At 42.7% G+C, this 20,140-nt stretch carries 19 protein-coding genes; 11 read left to right on the top strand and 8 right to left on the bottom strand.

Annotation, left to right across the window (positions count from 1 at the left end):
• The first annotated feature begins 3 nt into the window (after nucleotides 1-3).
• The 7 genes from rpmH (at nucleotide 4) to HC643_RS41585 (ending at nucleotide 6,207) form a co-directional block, all read left to right on the top strand.
• Entirely contained in the window at nucleotides 4-138 is a 135-nt protein-coding gene (gene rpmH / locus HC643_RS26855; protein WP_072040836.1) for a 50S ribosomal protein L34, read from the top strand.
• Nucleotides 139-169: 31 nt separating this feature from the next.
• Nucleotides 170-658, top strand: coding sequence for a ribonuclease P protein component (gene rnpA / locus HC643_RS26850; RefSeq protein WP_050046815.1), 489 nt, complete (start codon nucleotides 170-172; stop codon nucleotides 656-658).
• Nucleotides 645-1,037, top strand: a complete 393-nt coding sequence (locus HC643_RS26845; protein WP_038082372.1) for a PH domain-containing protein — start codon at nucleotides 645-647, stop codon at nucleotides 1,035-1,037. Before rnpA ends, HC643_RS26845 begins: the two co-directional genes overlap by 14 nt.
• Before the next feature lie 170 nt (nucleotides 1,038-1,207).
• Nucleotides 1,208-2,356, top strand: a complete 1,149-nt coding sequence (gene yidC / locus HC643_RS26840) for a membrane protein insertase YidC (protein ID WP_038082374.1) — start codon at nucleotides 1,208-1,210, stop codon at nucleotides 2,354-2,356.
• Nucleotides 2,357-2,560: 204 nt separating this feature from the next.
• Nucleotides 2,561-3,082, top strand: coding sequence for a Jag family protein (locus tag HC643_RS26835; RefSeq protein ID WP_038082375.1), 522 nt, complete (start codon nucleotides 2,561-2,563; stop codon nucleotides 3,080-3,082).
• 262 nt (nucleotides 3,083-3,344) lie between these two features.
• The gene (locus tag HC643_RS26830; protein ID WP_038082376.1) at nucleotides 3,345-3,851 is read left to right on the top strand and encodes a YceD family protein; all 507 of its coding nucleotides are present in this window, start codon (nucleotides 3,345-3,347) and stop codon (nucleotides 3,849-3,851) included.
• A 304-nt stretch (nucleotides 3,852-4,155) separates the two neighbouring features.
• A complete protein-coding gene (locus HC643_RS41585; RefSeq protein ID WP_050046817.1) occupies nucleotides 4,156-6,207 on the top strand; it encodes a PAS domain-containing sensor histidine kinase in 2,052 nt (683 codons plus the stop codon).
• Here HC643_RS41585 and HC643_RS26820 read toward each other — a convergent pair.
• The 6 genes from HC643_RS26820 to HC643_RS26795 form a co-directional block, all read right to left on the bottom strand.
• Nucleotides 6,197-9,391: a HEAT repeat domain-containing protein gene (locus tag HC643_RS26820; RefSeq protein ID WP_038082377.1), complete on the bottom strand. Its 3,195-nt coding sequence runs from the start codon at nucleotides 9,389-9,391 to the stop codon at nucleotides 6,197-6,199. The genes HC643_RS41585 and HC643_RS26820 overlap by 11 nt on opposite strands.
• A gap of 113 nt (nucleotides 9,392-9,504) precedes the next feature.
• A complete protein-coding gene (locus tag HC643_RS26815) occupies nucleotides 9,505-10,659 on the bottom strand; it encodes a vWA domain-containing protein (protein WP_038082378.1) in 1,155 nt (384 codons plus the stop codon).
• Between the two features lie 110 nt (nucleotides 10,660-10,769).
• Entirely contained in the window at nucleotides 10,770-11,771 is a 1,002-nt protein-coding gene (locus HC643_RS26810) for an AAA family ATPase (RefSeq protein WP_038082379.1), read from the bottom strand.
• Between the two features lie 250 nt (nucleotides 11,772-12,021).
• Nucleotides 12,022-12,405 carry a hypothetical protein gene (locus tag HC643_RS26805; RefSeq protein WP_038082381.1) on the bottom strand — a complete coding sequence of 128 codons (384 nt, stop codon included), beginning with the start codon at nucleotides 12,403-12,405 and terminating at the stop codon, nucleotides 12,022-12,024.
• Nucleotides 12,402-12,716: a hypothetical protein gene (locus HC643_RS26800; protein WP_038082382.1), complete on the bottom strand. Its 315-nt coding sequence runs from the start codon at nucleotides 12,714-12,716 to the stop codon at nucleotides 12,402-12,404. Before HC643_RS26800 ends, HC643_RS26805 begins: the two co-directional genes overlap by 4 nt.
• Before the next feature lie 42 nt (nucleotides 12,717-12,758).
• Nucleotides 12,759-12,899 (bottom strand): hypothetical protein, encoded by a 141-nt coding sequence (locus HC643_RS26795; RefSeq protein ID WP_153021451.1) that lies wholly within the window; start codon nucleotides 12,897-12,899, stop codon nucleotides 12,759-12,761.
• Nucleotides 12,900-13,025: 126 nt separating this feature from the next.
• Here HC643_RS26795 and HC643_RS26790 point away from each other — a divergent pair, with 126 nt between their 5' ends.
• The 3 genes from HC643_RS26790 (at nucleotide 13,026) to HC643_RS26780 (ending at nucleotide 16,550) form a co-directional block, all read left to right on the top strand.
• A complete protein-coding gene (locus tag HC643_RS26790) occupies nucleotides 13,026-14,540 on the top strand; it encodes an AAA family ATPase (RefSeq protein ID WP_038082383.1) in 1,515 nt (504 codons plus the stop codon).
• A gap of 118 nt (nucleotides 14,541-14,658) precedes the next feature.
• Nucleotides 14,659-15,207, top strand: coding sequence for an SH3 domain-containing protein (locus HC643_RS26785; RefSeq protein WP_038082384.1), 549 nt, complete (start codon nucleotides 14,659-14,661; stop codon nucleotides 15,205-15,207).
• Nucleotides 15,208-15,290: 83 nt separating this feature from the next.
• The gene (locus tag HC643_RS26780; protein WP_038082385.1) at nucleotides 15,291-16,550 is read left to right on the top strand and encodes an FAD-dependent hydroxylase; all 1,260 of its coding nucleotides are present in this window, start codon (nucleotides 15,291-15,293) and stop codon (nucleotides 16,548-16,550) included.
• Between the two features lie 186 nt (nucleotides 16,551-16,736).
• Here the strand turns inward: HC643_RS26780 and HC643_RS26775 are convergent, their stop codons facing one another.
• Both HC643_RS26775 and HC643_RS26770 read right to left on the bottom strand, forming a co-directional pair.
• The gene (locus HC643_RS26775; protein WP_336604385.1) at nucleotides 16,737-16,973 is read right to left on the bottom strand and encodes a hypothetical protein; all 237 of its coding nucleotides are present in this window, start codon (nucleotides 16,971-16,973) and stop codon (nucleotides 16,737-16,739) included.
• Nucleotides 16,963-17,202, bottom strand: coding sequence for a type II toxin-antitoxin system RelN family antitoxin (locus HC643_RS26770; RefSeq protein WP_038082387.1), 240 nt, complete (start codon nucleotides 17,200-17,202; stop codon nucleotides 16,963-16,965). Before HC643_RS26770 ends, HC643_RS26775 begins: the two co-directional genes overlap by 11 nt.
• Before the next feature lie 724 nt (nucleotides 17,203-17,926).
• Here HC643_RS26770 and HC643_RS26765 point away from each other — a divergent pair.
• Nucleotides 17,927-20,119 carry a lytic transglycosylase domain-containing protein gene (locus HC643_RS26765; protein WP_050046819.1) on the top strand — a complete coding sequence of 731 codons (2,193 nt, stop codon included), beginning with the start codon at nucleotides 17,927-17,929 and terminating at the stop codon, nucleotides 20,117-20,119.
• Nucleotides 20,120-20,140: the final 21 nt, after the last annotated feature.

The following is a 20,140-nucleotide window of genomic DNA, read 5'->3' as shown; positions in this document are numbered from 1 at the left end:
AGTATGAAAAGAACCCTAGAGGGAACCAACCGAAAGAGAAAAAGAACCTCTGGTTTTCGAGCAAGAATGCGGACACCAGACGGTAGAAACGTCATTAAAGCAAGAAGAAGAAAGGGACGTTATCGTTTGAGCGTTTAGAGTTCTGCAAAGCAATACCCTGTCATAAGTTGTGGCATTGCACAAAGCGCATAGACTAAAATCTCGAAAAGATTTCCAGGCAGTTTTTCGCGAAGGTATCCGGCGTCACAGTCGATATTTTACGCTGAGAGCCTTGCGATCGTTGCCTTCTGTAAAGCCTTCTTTGGATGCTCCCCCTGAAGCAAGACAAGGGGGACAGGGGAGACAAGGAGAACAAGGGGAACATTCCCCCCTCACCCCCTCACCCCCTCACCCCCTCACCCTCTCTCCTTCGCTTCCTCCAACCCAAATTGGTATCTCAATTAGCACAAAAGTTAGCAAACGAGCAGTTGTTCGCAACCGCATTAAGCGGCAAATAGCAGCAGCGATGCATCAGTTGTTGCCCAGAATATCACCAGGTTGGCGACTTGTTGTTGTTGTTAAACCAACAGCCGCAGAACAAGAGTGCGTAACCCAACAATTTCTGCAAGAATTAGAGCAGTTGTTAGCACAAGCCGAGGTGTTCAATGGGAATTCGTGAGGAAGTTTATTTTGAGGGTGGTCCTCATATTGGGGATCTAATCATCAACATACTGATTGGGCTAACTGTGGTTGGTATACCATTGACAGTTGGCGCAATTGTTAGGGCATTATGGCTGCGGTTTCGGATCACCGATCGCCGAGTTTCCGTAACAGGAGGTTGGATGGGCCGAGTACGCAGCGACGTGATTTACTCTGAAGTGGCTAAAATTGTCAAGGTACCCCGTGGGATTGGCTTGTGGGGAGATATGGTGATCACCATGAAGGATGGCAGTCGTTTGGAATTGAGAGCTATTCCCAAATTTCGCGAAATCTACGACTACATTGAAGAAAGAGTTATCGCCAAAAACCCCAATTATATTGCGGCGAACAGGAAGTAGTGAGTCAGGGGCTAAAGACAAGGGAGACAAGGGGGACAAGGGAGAGAAGAACAACGCATGTCCCATTCCCAATGCCCCATTCCCAACACCCGATGCCCCATCACCGATAAGATAATTTAGATAAATTAGATTAAGTCAATTTCACAGTACCTCAGGTTGAATTCAGAATAATGGATTTTGGTATCGGGTTTCTCTCGAATAACGTAATGCTGCCAATCATAGACTTGTTCTATGGGATTGTGCCTAGCTATGGATTGGCGATTGTAGCATTAACATTGATTATCCGCTTCGCACTTTATCCCCTAAGTGCTGGTTCAATTCGCAATATGCGACGAATGCGGATTGTACAGCCTCTGATGAACAAGCGGATGCAAGAAATTAAAGAACGTTATAAGGACGATCCGCAAAAGCAACAGGAGGAAATGCTTAACGCCCAAAAGGAATTTGGCAATCCACTTGCAGGTTGTTTGCCATTGCTCTTGCAGATGCCGGTTTTACTAGCGTTGTTTGCGACTTTAAGGGGTTCTCCTTTTGCTGGAGTTAACTACAGCATTAACTTACAAATTTTTCCTGCCGAACAAATTGAAAGAATTCAACCTCAAGCCTTTGCAACCCCTCCCCAAAATATTTATGTCGCTGAAGGGGAACACCTAAAGGTAAGTGCTATCTTGCCTGGAGGTAGCAAGTTAGCGGTGGGAGAACACACTAAAATAGTGTATCAAACACCTGAAGGCAAACCATTTGATGCACTTTTAGCAGAACACCCTAACACCAACCTCATCCCCGAATGGAAAATTATTAAAGGGGAAGACCGGGTAACAATTGATGCTGAGGGTAATATAGAAGCACTGCAGCCAGGAGATGTAACAATTCAAGGAACTATTCCTGGATTAGCCGCCAATCAAGGATTTCTCTTTATTGACGCTTTAGGCAGAGTGGGCGCACAAGACCCAGATGGTACAATCCATTGGGACGTTGTAGCGATGGTCATTCTATTTGGTATTACCCTTTACGTCAGCCAAATTTTATCCGGGTCACAGAATACTGCTAGTGCCAATCCGCAGCAGGATACAGTAAACAAAATTACTCCTGTTATTTTCTCTGGGATGTTCTTGTTCTTCCCACTACCTGCAGGGGTATTAATGTATATGGTGATTGGTAATATCTTCCAGACTCTGCAAACCTATATACTGATGCGCGAACCTCTACCAGAGGAACTGCAAAAAGTTGTAGATGCTCAGGAAAAACAGGCAGAAGGTACACAGCAAAAAGCGCTACCTTTTGAGCCAAAAAGTTCTAAGAAAAAGACTACAGGTTAACTCCCCAAAAGGGATTGGTCACGTCAGTGGCGACACCGAAAAACAAGTATCTGTCAGCGATGCTAACTGGAAACGGTTGGGGCAGATTGCTTCTAGCAAAATACAATTAATTCGTCGTTCAAACGGACTAATTGTTGCTTAGAAGATATTTGTAAAGCCGTCCTTCGCTTCGCTAAAGGACGGGGTTTCAGACCCAATTTTTCGATGACCGATAATCGAATAGAACGGGGTCAGGAGTGGTTAAAAACACTCCTGCAACTAAGTGGATTGTCTGTTGAAGTGACAGGTGAGATAGAAACAACTCCCGCATCTGATGATTTTGAGGATTCCCCGGAATCGGACAGCTACTGGCTGACAATTGATGAGAGTAAGTTAACACCAGAACAAATAGCGACTTTTATCGGTCCTGATGGTTCAGTGCTAGATGCAGTTCAGTATTTGGCAAACACTGTTCTCAACTTGAATCAATCACCGGATTTGCAAGCTTCTTACACCGTGGAATTAAATGGCTATCGTGTCAGGAGATATGCAGAAATTCGTTCAATGGCAGAAATTGCAGCAGAGCAAGCCCGTGCTTCAGGGCTAGAAGTGGAAATAAAATCCCTCAGTTCCGCCGAACGCCGTCAAGTTCACACCTTGTTAAAGGAATTTGGTGATTTGGAAACTTTTAGCCGAGGAAAAGAGCCACATCGTCACCTTGTTGTACGTCTTGCTTCACTGGCATGACGGGCATTGGGCGTTGAGAATTGGGCAAGGGGCGTAGTTAGAAATAATTTATTGCCCCTTGCTTTTCGTATGTTTTTATACAAAAAAACTGTAGGCGGAGCGATCGCAACTCAGGCTTATAATCTATAATCTCAAATCGTTTGAATTTTCTCAAAAAATTTCGGAAATCCGAATTAAAAAGTGATTAAACTCATTTGTAGAAAAGCTAAACTTAGAGACGTGCATAAATTTTGCTATCAAGTGAGGATGTCTCACAAGTGTCATGGACGCGATTTACATTCCGCAACTAACTAAAGCGCCCGAGCGGACGGAAGAAATTCAGGTCAAAGAGTTTTTGCCCGGTCTAGAAACCCTGACACCAGTTCGCGGTTTCATCCGCGTACAGCATCAAGGAAATTACTTAGAAGTTTCAAGTCAGGCAGAAGCGATCGTTACTTGTACTTGCAATCGGTGCTTGCAGAATTACAATCATCGTTTGGCAATTAAGACCAAAGAAATCATTTGGTTAGAAGAAACAGATCCCCAAGCAGATGACCTCCCATTAGAACGAGAAGTTGCCTTTGACGATCTAGTAGAAACTTTGTCACCTCAAGGATATTTTTATCCGAGTGAATGGTTATACGAGCAAATGTCTTTGGAGTTTCCACAAAGGCAATTGTGTGACGCCAACTGTCCCGGTATTGTACCCAATGCTGTTAGTAAGTTAGATACACCTGTCGATCGACGTTGGGCTTCATTGGAGGCTTTGAAAAAGGAACTACCGAATTAACTGACGCTTGCTTGCTATTACAAATAGTTAAAGCCCGTTACAGCCCCAACTTCTTGCAAGGTTGCTGTTTGCAAATGATGGGACGGCTCCCTCAACTCGTTCCCAGGTTCCGCCTGGGAATAGCTGTTTCAGAGGTTTTACCTCTATAACGATGCTGTACCTCGCAGTCTGCATTCATCAGCCCTTGACTTTGACACCGGATCGAGAGACGAGCAGGCGAATGAGGGAAGCCACCACCTATTGACTAGCTGTATCCTTAAAGAAGTAGGGGATCTAGAGCAAATTAAAATTAAAGAACAGTCATATGTGGGAATTTCTTAATAATTTGATATCACCAAATAATTTTATTCCTCACGGACACTGTTATCTGTGGAAACCAGAACTGGTCTGGTTGCATTTGCTTTCAGATTTAGCGATCGGGCTTTCCTATTATTCTATTCCAGCTTGGTTAATTTACTTTGCCCGCAAGCGTCAAGATTTACCCTTTCGTTGGATATTCCGTCTATTCGGAGCCTTTATCATATTCTGTGGCACAACTCACTTACTTGCAATTTGGACTCTTTGGTATCCAGCTTACTGGCTCACTGGTTTGGTGAAAGCCGGAACAGCTATTATTTCTGTATATACTGCTTTGCAATTAGGACCGTTAGTTTCTTTGGCTTTAGCTTTGCCAAGCCCAACGCAAATAGAAGCAGCAAATTTAGCACTACAAAAAGAAAATCAGGAACGCAAGCAAGCAGAAGAAGCACTGAAACAGGCAGAAATTTCTTTAAAACAGACTAACGAACTGTTAGAGCAACGTGTTCGGGAACGCACTACAGAAGTTGAACATTCTCTTTCTTTGCTACAAACAACTTTAGAATCAACCGCAGATGCAATTCTGGCGCTAGATTTGACCGATAAAATTATCACTTTTAACCAAAAATATATCGACTTATGGAAAATTGAGGACTTGGTTCCTTACAAGGACGACCATAGCAAAGTATTACTCTGTGTCTACAAGCAATTAAAAAATCCAGAGAATCTTCGCGTTCAAATTGAACAAGAACTGGCTCAACCAGATTTTCAAGGATATGGCATTTTTGAACTTAAGAACGGCAAAATTTGCGAACGTTACTCCAAGCCTCAGTTTTTGAACGGGCAAATTGTGGGACGGGTTATTACCTGTCGGGATATTACCGCTCGCAAACAAGCAGAAGAATGCCTCAGACGCAGTGAAGAGCTTTATCGTACCCTTGTGCAGAATTTTCCTAATGGTTTCGTGACCCTATTCGATCGCCAACTGCGTTATACATTAGTTGAAGGAACGGAGTTAATAGAAGTTGGACTGAGTCGCGAAACAACAGAGGGAAAAGCTCTCTGGGAAGTTTTGCCAGCAGAAATTAGCGCGATGTTAGAACCTTGCTATCGTTCTGCATTGATGGGAACGACGATCGTTGTTGATATTCCCTATAGCGATCGCATTTACCGTTTTCATGTCGTACCCGTGCGAAACGAGCAAGGAGAAATTTTTGCTGGTATGTCGATGTCTCAAAATATTACCTTGCAAAAACAAGCAGAGCAAACACTCAGACAAGCAAAAAATCAATTAGAAATTCGAGTTCAACAGAGAACGCAAGAACTTTATGAAGCAAATAATACATTACAAGAGCTTAATACTGAATTACAACGTTCCAATCAAGAGTTAGAACAGTTTGCTTATGTAGCATCTCACGATTTACAAGAACCATTACGGGCAGTAGCAGGTTATACTCAACTATTGGCAGATGAGTATCAAAATTGTCTGGACGAAACTGCTACAGAGTATATTGCCTACATCATAGATGGGGCAGCACGAATGCGCCAGTTAATTCAAGACTTGCTTGCCTATTCTCGTGTAGGGACTAAAGGAAAAGCTTTTGCTTCTTGTGATTGCAATACAGTTGTGCGTCAAGCACTCAACAATCTTTTAGTGCTGATTGGAGAGAACAATGCTAGTGTGGATAGCGATCGCCTACCGACGGTTATGGCTGATAGCACGCAAATGGTACAGCTATTTCAGAACTTAGTGAGTAATGCTATTAAGTTTCGCCGTGAAGAACCACCCAAAATTCAAATTAAAGCAGAATTAAAAGATGAGGGATGGCTTTTTGGTGTCAAAGATAATGGAATAGGGATTAAGTCACAGTATCTCGAGCGTATTTTCCAAATATTTCAAAGACTGCACAGCCGTAAAGAAGTACCGGGAACTGGGATTGGTTTGGCAATTTGTAAAAAAATAGTTGAAAGACATCACGGACACATTTGGGCTGAGTCAGAACCGGGAGTGGGAACAACTTTTTACTTTACAATTCCTCAACTTACAGCTACAAATTAGCTTTGGCGGCTGCACGAACCAAACAGTTACTATCTTGAGCGAGTTGTTGGCGAATTGTTGTTGGGGTATTGGGATTTTGCGCGATCGCATACCTTTCATGCCAAAACAATGAGCGAAAGTTCCTCATTAACAAAGAGCTTGGAGCAAGAGGGTGTAAGAAAACCAAAAAGCGTGTGAGAGGCGGCTCATCAGAGGTAATGTAACTTTCCAAAATTGAGCCAACCTTGAGAGAGCGACGTTGTATCAAATTTTTCACTGCTGCTTGGTGGATGTTGCTATGCCATTCATAGTCGCAGGCTAGTTCTTCGAGAACGTTAGTAGGTGTGTTGGGGTTTTGTGCGATAGCCATCCTGACCCGCTCCGTTCGATCTTGAGAGAGCTGCTGTAAAAGATTGGCAGGAGTCTTGGGATTTTGTGCCACCTGAAAGCGGACTCGACTGCAATTATCTAATGCAAGTTGATGGAGAAGCTTTGTAGAAGCTTGGGGGTGAGAGGCAACATTTTCGCGAACGATTAAGCATGGACTCTTTGCTAATTTTACAAGAACCTTTGGTGGTGCTTTTGGATTTTGCACGACTTGCCACTGTTCTAAAATACTGTTTGGGGTATTTTGATTTTCCGAAAAATTTTGCAGATAGGTAGCAAGTGCAGCTTTGCTCACATAACTATCTTCATCTTTTAGCAGTTGTTTCAAAGTATGAAGAGAAAGATTGGGATTTTGAGCAACAACTGTACGAATGTTACAAGATGAATCCCGAGCAAGTTGTTCTAAAATCTCGTTAGAAGTTTTTGGGTAACGGGCTATAGCTGTTTTTAATTTTATATCGTTGATTGCTGTGATTTGTTCTAAATCGGTGCTAGAAATATCGGAATTGGTCGTCAGATGTACCCACAAATTAGCGATCGCTTCTCTTTGAATTGAGCCATCTACATTTCTTGCAAGTTGCAATAAAACATTGATGGGAGTATTGGAATTAGCAGCAATGAATTGACCGCATTTCCCCTTTGCCAGTCTTTCTAAAATGCTTTTTGGCGTGTTGGGGTGAGAAGCAATTATACTGGAAAAATGAGAAAAAATTGATTGATCTTCTGCCAATTTTTGAAAAATACTGACAAACTCTAAATTGTTAAAAAATCGTATTACGTTCTCAAAGACAGCGCGTTTAACTTCTTCTGTTGGATCTTCTGCTAGTTTATTCAAGACGCTTGCAGGGGCGTTTGGGTGTGATGCCACTGCTTTACGGATATGCCAACCTCTATCCTCTGCTAGCTGCGTGAGAGTCGTAACAGGAGTATGGGGATGATATGCTACAACTTCTCGTACATCAGAATTGGTATCTAAACCTAATTTTTCCAAGATATTCACAGACGCGTTTGAGTTAGTGACCGCAGCGCGACGGACATAATCATCTTCGTCGTTTGCCAATTTTTCCAAAAGATCGATGGGGGTATTGGGGTTAATAGCTACGCGGATACGAACTTCATTATCTTGAGATTTTGCATCTTCCACTAACTGCTCTAGAGAAATTTTTTGCAACTGATGCGTACTCAATGGCAAAAGTGGTCTATCATCGTTCATCCAACTATCTGTAAATAGTACGGGTACGCGAATATAAAGTGCCAGATCCTTGGCTTTTGTTCTTAGTGTTATGGGATACTCAGAAAACCATTTTGGAATAGGTGGTTTGATGCGATACTCGGCGTCTTGATGGCTGCGTCTGACTGCAGCAAAACGCACATCATAGTCGGGATCTATTTTGAGAGATGCGATCGCATCGTGGGGAGTCTTGGGATTTCCAACTACAGCCACTCGAATACCTTCACAAGCATCTTGAGCAAGTTTCAGTAAAAGAGAGACTGGTGTGTTGCTGTTTCTTGCCACTCCTTCACGTATTCCCTGAAAATTTGTTGCTAGTTTTTCTAAAATATTTGCACTTGTATTGGGGTGTTCGGCAATAAGACTGCAATGAGTGCAATATCCAACCTCACACAATTTTTCCAAAACTATTCCTGGCGTGTGGGGGTTACAAGCGACAGCTTCACAAACGGGCTCGGTTTCATTTTGCGCCAGTTGTTCTAACACCCAACTGGGGGTATTTATATTAAGAGCCACAGCTGTCTTGACTCGCCAAGATTCATCTTGCGCCAGTCGCTCTAAAATGACTTGTGGTGTGTTGGGGTGAAAAGCAACTCCTTTGCGGATTTCTACCCAAGGACTTGTTGCTAATTCACTCAGCGTTTCTGCTGAAGTCACGGGATTTTTGATATTAGCCAGTTGCTGTTGATACTCTTGCAAAACTGACAGAGGTGTGTTGGGATGGCAAGCAACAGCATCACGAATGCGATCGTTTTCATCTCCTAACAATATTTTTAATGCTGCAGCAGGAGCGTTCGGATTTTCAGCAATATGGGCAGCTACACTATCTCTAAATTCTGTGTTTTCTACTAAACTTTGTAGAATTTGTGGAGACGTATCGGGATTTTTCGCAACGGACAAATATCGGTCTTTAAAACCGGGTAAAGCAGATACTAAAAACTCAGGAACTATACCGATACTGTGTAAGAATGACTCTTCTCCAGAAAGGTACAATAGAGTCGTTTGTATGGCAGCCTTTGCTGCTTCCTCCCATCCTTCATCCATCTCTCCTGCCAAATTAACATGAAGTTTCGCTGCTTGAGCAATAACCAAATTCTGACTGCGAGTTAGTTTGGACAAAGCGTTTTGAGGAACATCGGGTTTTACGAGCAGTGCTAGAAAAACTTCCTCATATTCTTCAGAATCTAGATTTGTTACCCATTCAAGAAACCAACTTGGGACTGCATCGTGTTTTAGCAAAATCAGTAAACTTTCTTGTGAGATATCTGCCAGAAAATTAGGATTTTCTAACACGACTAGCGGTAAAATTGGATTATTTAAAAATTCTTCTGGAAACTCTGTCCCTAATTCCAATAAATCCTCTACCGGAGTATTGGGATTGGAAGTGATAGACCGACGTGTTATTTCATCAGCACTATAACCTAACTCCCGTAATAATTCTGGAGCAGCACTGGGATTTGTAGCGACAATCCTACATAGTTCAGTACTGCTTCTAGCCAATTCCTCCAACCGGAGTTGTGAAGTTTCTTCACTAGCTGCTTCTTGTTCAAGTGAGAGAGATTTTGAAGATTGGGGACTATCAAGCATCTATATATATAGAAAAAGATTTTATTTAAACTGAATTTCACTCCAAGAGTGCTTGGTTACTAATTTGTCATAGCTATTGCCAAAATTACTTTGATATTTTTACTGAACTCTTTTCAAACAGATAGCAACCGTACAGCTTCGCCAAAAGGAAACTCCTCTAAAGCCAATCCTCCGGGCGTTACCACCCACAATACGGGTAATTCGGGTTTTTCCTCCGGAAAATCACCATAACCATCTGTTAAATAAACACACACACCTTGAGTTTGCCGATCCCAACTTGTGGCAACTTTCTCAAAAAATGGCACGAATGATGTACCACCTCCACCTTTAGGTTTTGGTATGGTGCTATCGGAATTCAGTTCATAGGGTCCGTAAGCCTCAGCATCTGCGTAGTACAACTCGCACTGAAGATGGGGATAAGCATTTAAAATTCCTCGAACTTCATTGAAAAACATTTGCAGTTGCTGGTTGTCAATAGAACCGCTAGTATCAATAGCTACATAAACATAAACCGATTCACCTTGTAAGGTTTCTAGGTACAGCTTGCGTCCAATAAAGCGGCGGTCAAAACCCGAAAAATCTGTAGGTGTCTGTACTAAATAGCGCCAAAGGTAAGCACGCCAATCAATCTGAGCAGAAGTTAATGCTCCTAATTCCCGCTCCATACCACCGGGTAAGTTGCCATGTTGAGTTGTACGAGCAATAACAGAGGCTTGCTGTAAAGCATTTCGCCAGTTTGCTTCCATAGCAGCTTTTCTTGCTTCCGAAAGACTATCCCCAGGCGAAAATATTCCAGAGTCACCCGATCCCATCCCCGGTGCTTGCGAGAGTAAATCCAGTTCCGGTAAATGCAGACAAAGATGAGCATCTTTGAGTAACAATTCGTAAACCTCTTCAACGCTAAGATTTTCTAGCTCGGGATCTCGCAAACCACCTGAAGGAAGATCAAATTTATCTTGCTGAGAAATGATTCCATTGACAACAATATCAGCAGCAATATTCCATAAGGTAGCATCGCGCACACCCCGACGCAGGACGTGAAGCAATGCGGCGTGTAAAACCTCGTGGAGTAAGAGCCCATCCTGTTGAGATGGAGGTAAAGAGAGTAAATAATCTGGATTAAAAAAAATGTCTTTACCATCCGTTGCTGCTGTTGATAGTTGTTGGGTGGGAACAAACCGGGCGAACATTGCTAAAGTCGCAAAAAAGGGCGACTTCATCCGCACGCGGAGTATGGAGGCGCTGATAATTTTTTGGGTATCTGTCATGAGGGGACAAGGGGGACACGGGGACAAGGGAGATGAGGGAGATGAGGGAGATGAGGGGGAAAACCTTATCTCCAATTCCCAATCCAAAATCTAAAATTCTCAATTTTGCATTACAGTGCTACGAGTTGCTGGAAATCTTGTAAAAACTTTTGCAAATCGGGATCTTTTTTAACAAAGTTTGCTAACATTCCCATTTGTCCTTTACTCCGCATGACTCGAAATAAATCCACAGCAAATAACTGCACCCACTCTGCTGTTGCAACTTTGTTTAACCAAGTAAAGGCATTGTAAGCTTGGTTGGCATCAGTCGCACGTACTGTTAAGCCAATGGCAGTTGCGTATCTTGCACTTGGTTCTGTGGGAAAGGGAATATTGTTTCCTTTGCCTTCTAAAATGGGGGTTAGGTTTGGTAGGGTTTCGTAAAGAATGATAAATGCTACAAACTCAGCCGCCGCACTCGTACCGACAGCAGGAGAAATATCCAAGCCAGCATGACGCAGTTGGCTTGCCATTACCCAAGAACGGGGAGAGGGCCAAGCAGGTTGTTGCGGGTCGAGTTTGTGTAATAAGGTTGAACGAAAGGAGAGAAAGGCAATAATCTGTTCGTGTACTCCTGTTTCTAAGGCGAAAGCTTTGAAACTGTCGAAATCTGCTTGTACTTCAAGATGTAAAAACCTGTTGGCTAAAGGCGCAGGCATATCAAATACGGCAGCACGGTCTTCTTTGCGGTTACCTGCAGCCCACACAAACCAACCATGGGGAACTATGTAAGAACCGACGCGACGGTCTAATATCAATTGTTGGGCAACTCCTTGCATTGCGGGAGGAGCCATATTCAGTTCATCTAAAAACAGTATGCCCTTACCGCTACGGGGAAGAAATTCTGGCGGATACCATTTAGAAATACCATCTTCAGCCACGGGTAATCCACGCAGATCTGTAGGAGCAAGTTGGCTGAGGCGCACATCTACAAAATCAATATCGTGTTCTTGGGCAAGTTGTCCTACAATACTTGATTTACCAATACCGGGTGCTCCCCAGATCATTGTGCTGATATGCAAGTTTTTACGGATTAGGTTGCCTAAATAAGCTTTGAGTTCACTGGGGGTCATAGAATTTTAGCCGCACAATTCTCCCCTTAGTGTTCCCTTTTTAAGGAATGAAAAATACAGGTAGTTTCCATCACACGCTTTACGCTAGCGCTTGGTTTGTAGAATTGGTAGAAGAATAGTCTATATGCTTTAAGCATTGATTACCCACCCCCACCCAATCATTGCAGCAGAATTTGGCTTACCAATTCGTAATCATGTCCAACAAAGTTGAAAAAATGGTAGTAGCAGCGATCAAAAATTACTAATCAAATTAATCTATTTCCATTGCTTCTAGTGTCAAAATCCCTCTTGGTTTATTCACAACTAGCTGCATGATATCTAACCAGAGCAAACCCATCAAAGTATCAGAAAGTTCCTCTCCTACATGAACGGGAATTATAAATTCTTTGTTATCAAAAATGACTTTTCCTTCGTATAAATCAAAATATTCTGACCCTCTCGCGGTCTGCATTTCTATTTTTGGTGTAATTATTGACCACTCAAGAGCTTCTAGGTCTTGAAAATTTATCCCCAGCCACCCTGTTGTAAATCCTGTATCAAACAGCGCTTCAACTTCAAACTGTTCGTTATTAGCTGCTACCAGTTGTATTTCAAAGAATAATTCTCCGTTGTCACCAAACCTGCCTGCAATCATATCCTACCACAGGCTCCAGTTTCATTCAGGCGAAAAATAGTGAGTTTGGCATCTGGATTAGGATATTGATCGCGAACTTGTTGTAGCAAACCTTCTAGTTTCAAGTCCAAAAGGTAGTTTTCACTATCCGCATCAATGGCGATAAACCAGTTGTAATGCTTTTCAATGAGTTGGGGACGAATGCGTTCAAAAATAGTACGACACTGCGTACCAAGTTCACGACGTTGCGTTGTACGGTAATGTAATTCTTCAGATTTTACCATAGTCTGTGGCAGTATCCGTGTTCGACGTGGCTGGGATAGCTGAGCCATATTGAATCAAAGCGATTGAAGGTATTACTTCAATTATATGTCTCAGGCGACAATGACGATGAACGAAAGAGCGATCGCATATAGTAAATACTTATCCATGGTTGTTAACAAACTGGTCTGGGGAATTTCCAAGGAACTGTTTTGTATCGCTAACTCTTGAGGAATATCCAGAATTACTCTCATGCTGTTATGATTTACGAGTTTTTGGAGGCTAACATAGCAAATTATATTCTTGCCTCTAGAGTCTTGACTTTTGGCTCTCAACTAATGGCTAATGACTACATAACCAATGACTCATGACTGTTACCTATGACTTTTCGTGATGAGTTTAAATTGCTGCTCCGCGCCCGCTACCCTTTGATCTACATTCCCACCTATGAAGAGGAACGCTTGGAAGCCTCTATCCGGGAAGAAGCAGCAAATCAGGGTAATCGTCCAGTTTATACTTGGGATTTTGTGGATGGTTACCAAGGTAATCCAAATGATGCAGGTTTTGGTCGTCGCAATCCCTTGCAGGCTTTGGAATTTGTGGAAAAAGTCCCTGCGTCTGCACCTGCTGTGTTTATTCTTCGCGATTACCATCGATTTTTAGATGATGTGGCGATTTCTCGCAAACTTCGCAACCTCGCCCGACTTCTGAAGTCGCAACCAAAAAATATCGTCTTGCTGTCTCCCAGAATTGCCATTCCTGATGACCTAACGGAAGTTTTAACTGTTTTGGAGTTCCCTTTACCTTCAGGATCGGAAATTAGAGGGGAAATAGAACGCTTGTTGGGAGCAACTGGGAACTCCCTTTCTACTAAGGTGATGGATGACTTAGTGCGCTCTTGCCAAGGGCTATCTATGGAAAGGATTCGCCGAGTTTTGGCAAGGGCGATCGCAACTCATGGCGAACTCTTACCAGAAGATGTAGACTTGGTTCTAGAAGAAAAGCGTCAGACCATTCGTCAAACTCAAATTCTCGACTTTTACCCAGCGACAGAACAAATTTCCGATATTGGCGGACTCGATAACCTCAAAGATTGGCTGCTTCGACGTGGTGGTTCGTTTACAGACAAAGCACGACAATACGGTTTACCGCACCCGAGAGGTTTGCTACTTATAGGGATTCAGGGAACGGGGAAATCTCTGACTGCAAAAGCGATCGCACATCACTGGCATTTACCTTTATTACGTTTAGACGTAGGAAGATTATTTGGTGGTTTGGTGGGTGAATCTGAATCTCGGACCCGACAAATGATACAAGTTGCAGAAGCCCTTGCACCTTGCATTTTATGGATAGACGAGATAGATAAAGCATTCTCCGGGCTTGGTAGTAAAGGAGACGCAGGAACCACAAGCCGTGTATTTGGGACATTTATTACCTGGTTAGCTGAGAAAACTTCACCCGTGTTTGTCGTTGCTACAGCTAACGATATCCAAGCACTACCACCAGAAATGCTGAGAAAAGGGCGCTTTGATGAAATTTTCTTTGTTGGGTTACCGACCCAAGAAGAGAGAAAAGCAATCTTTACCGTGCATTTAACTCGGTTGCGTCCCCATAATATAAAAAATTACGATCTTGAAAGACTTGCTTATGAAACTCCTGATTTTTCTGGAGCGGAAATTGAGCAAACTTTGATTGAAGCCATGCATATTGGATTCAGCCAAAACCGGGATTTCACAACAGATGATATTTTAGAAGCCGCCAGTCAAATCATCCCTCTGGCAAGAACTGCTACCGAGCAAATTCAGAAACTGCAAGAGTGGGCGGCTGCAGGTAGAGCTAGGTTGGCTTCCAAACACAGTTCTCTCAGCAATCGCATTCAACGACAACTGCAGTAACCTATAGAGACGCGCTATGGCGCGTCTGTAAATAATAATTTTAGCGATAATTACTATTGACTATTGACTATTGACTGTTAACTATTGACTAGTGACGATTAACCTTGAGGGTGTCAGTATGATTGGTAACATATTTAAATTTATACTTGGGATTTCCTTAGCGCTTGCCATTCTTGTAGGAGGTGGTGTTGCTACAGCTCTATATTTTATGAATAGAACTTCCACTCCACCTCCAAAACCCATCTTTGCCAACGATTTACCCACAGTGAAAGGGAAAAATCCAAAAGCTGTAGTTTCTAAAAGCACGGCAAAAAAATCAAATTCTCAACCAGAGACAAAAGCTGAAACTTCTGCTGACTCAACTCCAGATCCTACGGAATCACCTAAGGCTAAAGAAGAAGCACCAAAAAAACTACCACCAGGAGCTTACCGAGCACGCGTGACTTGGCCACAAGGTTTAAGTTTACGAGCAGAAGCGCAAACAGAAGCCGAACGTATTGGTGGAGTTGGCTTTAATTCTCGAGTGATCGTTCTGCAAGAAAATGGAGGCTGGCAAAGGATACGGATCGTAGGTAGCGACCAAGAAGGTTGGGTCAAAACTGGTAATACACAAAAAGTGAACGAACAGGAAGATTCCGAACAAGCAGAACAAACACCAGAGCAGTAAACTAAGGTGTCACCAGTCACTGTTGCCCTTCACTGCCTGTTTGCGTCAAAATATAAATTAAAACGCTGTAATTTATCTTAACAATGGCGCAAGCACAGCTTTCTCCAACCCTTTCTCTCCCCCAAACCTCGACACATAAGCGGGGGTACGACTACGATTTGGTTATTGTTGGCGGCGGAATTGTTGGCTTAACCCTAGCCTCTGCGCTGAAAGATTCTGGGTTGAGCGTGCTGCTGATTGAGGCAAAAGTGGAATCAGCAGCTGTCGCCAAAGGACAAGCCTATGCCGTACATATGCTTTCGGCGCTGATATATCAAGGAATTGGTGTTTGGGACAAAATATTGCCCAAGATCGAAATTTATCGCCAAGTTCGCCTTTCCGATGCGGATCATCCTACCGTTGTAGAATGGCAAACATCAGATATCGGTACAAAAGATTTGGGTTACGTGGCAGAACATCAAGCACTGTTACACCCTTTACAAGAATTTGTGAAAGATTGCCACAATGTTACGTATCTGTGCCCTGCAGAAGTTGTGAAGATCCACTACCAACCAGAGATGGTGATGGTAGATATCAAAGTGGCTGGTGAAATGCGGACAGTCCGCAGCAAATTGGTAGTCGCTGCGGATGGTTCCCGTTCTCCCATTCGTCAAGCTGCTGGTATTACAACTAAAGGTTGGAAGTATTGGCAATCTTGTATCGTGGCTTTTGTTAAGCCAGAAAAATCTCACAACAACACAGCTTATGAAAAATTCTGGTACAGCGGTCCCTTTGCAATATTACCACTGCCAGGAAACCGTTGCCGGATTGTATGGACTGCTCCTCACGAAGAAGCAAAAGCTTTGTGTGCTTTGGATGACAAACAGTTTTTAGCAGAATTACAAACACGATTTGGCAATCACATGGGTCGGTTGGAATTACTCGGCGATCGCTTTATTTTCCAAGTTCAACTCATGCAAAGCGATCGCTATGTCCTCCATCGATTAGCTTTAGTGGGGGATGCAGCACACAATTGCCATCCTGTAGGCGGACAGGGATTAAATTTAGGGATTCGAGATGTAGCTGCTTTGGCGCAAGTCCTGCAAGAAGCCCATGAGAAAGGTGAAGATATTGGCAATATCAAAACTCTCAAAAGATACGAACGCTGGCGCAAACCAGAAAACTTAACCATCTTAGGTTTTACCGATTTGTTAGATAGAGTTTTTTCTAATAACATTTTGCCAGTCGCTATCGTTCGTCGCATTGGTTTGCGAGTCATGCGACAAGTTCCTTTCCTGAAAATCTTTGCTCTAAAGTTGATGATTGGCTTGAAGGGGAAAACTCCCAAACTTGCTTTGCGATGAACTTCTTGGCGTTGAAGCACGATTACATAAGTAGGTGGGCACGAAAAAAGTCAGATCCCACCTACTTAGTCCTAACTATAATCTAAATGTTACTCCTGGTTTGTTTCTGGCAAAGTACTACTGTCTTTTTGAAAATCTTTTATAACTAACTTAATCTCCTCTGCTGCAACATCTGCTTGTTCGCTTTTAGAGTAGATGAGTAGGAGAATAACCTTTCTGGATATCGCTGTTTCGGACTCGTACCTTGAAAACAGTATTCCCTGTTCCAGATATTTGGTCGCCAATAAAATCTCCTACTTGTAGTTGTCCAATTATTGGTTGAATGTCAGACCGAATATGAGGATATTTTTTAGACAACGTGCGTAATCGGCTCTGAAATTGCTCTGTAAATTGAACTTGAACGAATGGTGTTTCATTCTGCATCAATATCGTCCCACAGTTCTGAAACAGGTCTAGTTTTTCCAGCTTTTGCTTCTTGTAATGAAATACGAAGACTTTCTAATATAGACTCTTTTGATTCATCATCTTCTACCTGGTCTTCCACAAATAGAACAATTACTTTAACACGGCTATGCTTTTGAACCGTAAGAGGTTCATCCAAACACAGAAAACCTTTATCATCAACGCTTCCCATTACTTCTTGCGCTCTCATTTTTCCTCCACAAGTCTGTAGGTTTATCTTCTTATCATAATTTGTACCAATAATCTTAGCAAAATTATCATTACGAGGTCATTTATCAAGCCAATTTAAAATCGCCAAACATAATTAATATAGTTGGGTTTCGTTCCTCAACCCAACCTACTGAGGTACAAATTTATCTGCTTTCGTCTGCGTTTATCTGCGGTTAATTTCTTTCTTAGAATGCAATAATTGCAACATTTAATTAGGATAAACTAAATATTCGATTTTCCAAGCTAGTATATGTAGATACATCAATTTTCTCTATGGTTTAGAAAAATTTAAAACTTAGCGATCGCAAGATGACAATATGGAGTCATGTAACAAGCTCCGATCGAGACCCGAGGGAAATAGAAAATAGAAACTTTTTTGACTGAAATGGCAACATACCTTTTCTTCCCCCTAGGGAAGGATTTTGACCATTATATAAGGAAGAAAGAGATATACAGGTGAGAGTTTGTAGCAAACAATCTGGCAATCTTTGCTTCTACAGCAGATTGCTAAATCCTTACTGTACAAGCAAAGAGAAAAACAAAAATGCAAAATTTTTAACTTAAATGGCTGGAATTCGCATCCAGAAAAGAGAAACATCTATAACGATCCCCAAATTAGGAATACAAAAGTTAAAAGTAGCGACATTGTCCGCAAGTGATGCTAGAGTTGCAAGAAATTCATGTGAAATTTTCAGCGGGTATCAATGCTGAAGCAACGACAAAAGAAAAAATATATACCTCTCATTGCAGGTGCTGGATTGTGTGCCTTCCTAGCAGGTGCAATGGTGTCCGCGCCTCAGTTTAGTAAATCCTTTGGGCATTGGCTGCGGTTTACTAACAATTCAACTGAGCAGCTTTCAAAAGTGAGCACAGCTAACTCCGCCGTGCTTCCACTGGTGTCACAGTCCCCACATGAACGCAGTACAAAACTAGCGGCTCTGGCAAAGGGGCGGGACTTGCAAGACCGAAATCGCGCCCGTTATCTTTTGGCTAGCGATTTGATTGAAAAGAAGCAAGCCAAACCAGCGCTAGAGTTACTAACAGGGCTAGAGGACGATTATCCACGTCTAGCACCCTATGTTTTGCTCAAACAAGCACAAGCACAGGATATTCTTGGGGAAGAAGGCAAAGCCTCAGATTTGCGGCAAAAGGTGGTGAAAAAATATTCTAAAGAACCTGCTGCTGTTAAAGCCCTATACTTGATAGCAACTCCAGACTATCAAGCGCAAGCCATTGAGCAATTTCCCTCAAATCCTTTAACTTGGGAAATTATCCGCCAGCAGTTGCAAGAAAATCCACTTCAGCCACAATTGCAGCTGATTTTGGCAAAACACGCCTACGACCAATCAGGTATCCTTCCCATATTAGACCAGCTGGCAAATGACCCCACCCTCAAGCCTGAAGAATGGGAAATCGTAGGTACAGCGTACTGGGAAAATAGTGAATTTTCCAAAGCCACAGAAGCTTATACCAAAGCTTCTCGGACACCCCGCAATCTCTACCGTATAGCACGGGGATATCAGGTGAGTGGAAAACGTCCGGAAGCAATTGCGGCTTATCAACAACTTGTGAAAGCATTCCCTGATGCTGAAGAAACGGGAAATGGCTTACTGCGTCTGGCAGAAATGGCACAAGTCCGTAAGGATGCTATACCGTATCTTGACAAAGTTGTCAGCAAATTCCCTGAAAAAGCAGGTGAAGCACTCGCGGAAAAAGCCAAAATTCTACAGGCTCAAGATCCAAAGGGAGCCAATCAAGCATTGCAGTTGCTAATTACCAAATTTGGTAACACTGAAGAAGCAGCAGAATATCGTTGGACAATTGCCCAAGAAAAAGCCAAAGCCAAAGACTTTAATGGTGCTTGGCAGTGGGCAGGTCCAATACCTACTAATAACCCTAACAGCATTCTGGCTCCCAGGGCTGGTTTTTGGGTAGGGAAATGGGCAACAAAAATAGGGAAAACCCAGGAAGCGAAAAAAGCTTATGAGTATGTTATTAACCGCTTCCCTTACTCTTACTATGCATGGCGTGCGGCTGCAGTTCTAGGTCTTAATGTTGGCAACTTTAATAATGTACGGAGTCTCGACCCGAAAGTTGTCCCCTATCAGCGTACTGTACCAACTGCAGGTTCGGAAACTTTTAAGGAATTGTATTTACTCGGTCAAGATCGCGATGCTTGGTTGCAGTGGCAAACAGAATTTGTTAATAAAATGCAGCCAACAGTGGCAGAACAATACACTGAAGGTTTGATGCGGTTGGCAAAAGGCGAATATTTAATCGGTATTGACAAGATTTCCAGGCTGGAAGACAGGGAAAAACCACAAGAAAAAGCTGAATATGAGGATCTCAGCAAGCAAATCACTTACTGGCAAGCTCGTTACCCATTACCATATCTGAAGGAAATTGAAAAGTGGTCGGCAAAGAACGAGATCAATCCCGTGCTGGTCACTGCTTTAATGCGTCAAGAATCTCGATTTGAGGCAAAAGCCCGTTCGGTAGCTGGTGCTACTGGTTTAATGCAGGTGATGCCAGACACAGCTAAATGGATTGCTCCACAAATTAAAGTCGATAGCAAAAAAATTAACTTGGAAAATCCCAATGACAATATTATGTTGGGAACTTGGTATTTAGATCATACCCACGAGCAATATAAAGATAATTCCATGCTCGCGATCGCCAGTTACAATGCTGGTCCGGGTAACGTTTCTAAGTGGCTGCAAGCTCTTCCAAAACAAGATCCAGATGAGTTTGTCGAAGCAATTCCCTTTGATGAAACAAAAAATTATGTACGTCAGGTATTTGGTAACTACTGGAATTATCTGCGGCTTTACAACCCTGAAATGTCCCAGTTAGTTGCAAAATATTCATCAGAGCATGCTCAGCTATCAGCACGGTAAGCAACCCCCCCCTCGTTCCCA

It is taken from the genome of Tolypothrix bouteillei VB521301 (genome assembly GCF_000760695.4).
Lineage (GTDB): Bacteria > Cyanobacteriota > Cyanobacteriia > Cyanobacteriales > Nostocaceae > Scytonema > Scytonema bouteillei_A.
Note: the sequence above shows the minus strand (reverse complement) of the source record. Positions and strands in the feature narration are given on the sequence as shown.

Excerpts from the sequence above, each read along its gene's own strand:
- rpmH (WP_072040836.1), top strand. The coding sequence starts at position 4 with ATGAAAAGAACCCTAGAGGGAACCAACCGAAAGAGAAAAAGAACCTCT.
- HC643_RS26845 (WP_038082372.1), top strand. The coding sequence starts at position 645 with ATGGGAATTCGTGAGGAAGTTTATTTTGAGGGTGGTCCTCATATTGGG.
- yidC (WP_038082374.1), top strand. The coding sequence starts at position 1,208 with ATGGATTTTGGTATCGGGTTTCTCTCGAATAACGTAATGCTGCCAATC.
- HC643_RS26835 (WP_038082375.1), top strand. The coding sequence starts at position 2,561 with ATGACCGATAATCGAATAGAACGGGGTCAGGAGTGGTTAAAAACACTC.
- HC643_RS26830 (WP_038082376.1), top strand. The coding sequence starts at position 3,345 with ATGGACGCGATTTACATTCCGCAACTAACTAAAGCGCCCGAGCGGACG.
- HC643_RS41585 (WP_050046817.1), top strand. The coding sequence starts at position 4,156 with ATGTGGGAATTTCTTAATAATTTGATATCACCAAATAATTTTATTCCT.
- HC643_RS26820 (WP_038082377.1), bottom strand. The coding sequence starts at position 9,391 with ATGCTTGATAGTCCCCAATCTTCAAAATCTCTCTCACTTGAACAAGAA.
- HC643_RS26815 (WP_038082378.1), bottom strand. The coding sequence starts at position 10,659 with ATGACAGATACCCAAAAAATTATCAGCGCCTCCATACTCCGCGTGCGG.
- HC643_RS26810 (WP_038082379.1), bottom strand. The coding sequence starts at position 11,771 with ATGACCCCCAGTGAACTCAAAGCTTATTTAGGCAACCTAATCCGTAAA.
- HC643_RS26805 (WP_038082381.1), bottom strand. The coding sequence starts at position 12,405 with ATGATTGCAGGCAGGTTTGGTGACAACGGAGAATTATTCTTTGAAATA.
- HC643_RS26800 (WP_038082382.1), bottom strand. The coding sequence starts at position 12,716 with ATGGCTCAGCTATCCCAGCCACGTCGAACACGGATACTGCCACAGACT.
- HC643_RS26795 (WP_153021451.1), bottom strand. The coding sequence starts at position 12,899 with ATGAGAGTAATTCTGGATATTCCTCAAGAGTTAGCGATACAAAACAGT.
- HC643_RS26790 (WP_038082383.1), top strand. The coding sequence starts at position 13,026 with ATGACTTTTCGTGATGAGTTTAAATTGCTGCTCCGCGCCCGCTACCCT.
- HC643_RS26785 (WP_038082384.1), top strand. The coding sequence starts at position 14,659 with ATGATTGGTAACATATTTAAATTTATACTTGGGATTTCCTTAGCGCTT.
- HC643_RS26780 (WP_038082385.1), top strand. The coding sequence starts at position 15,291 with ATGGCGCAAGCACAGCTTTCTCCAACCCTTTCTCTCCCCCAAACCTCG.
- HC643_RS26775 (WP_336604385.1), bottom strand. The coding sequence starts at position 16,973 with ATGCAGAATGAAACACCATTCGTTCAAGTTCAATTTACAGAGCAATTT.
- HC643_RS26770 (WP_038082387.1), bottom strand. The coding sequence starts at position 17,202 with ATGAGAGCGCAAGAAGTAATGGGAAGCGTTGATGATAAAGGTTTTCTG.
- HC643_RS26765 (WP_050046819.1), top strand. The coding sequence starts at position 17,927 with ATGCTGAAGCAACGACAAAAGAAAAAATATATACCTCTCATTGCAGGT.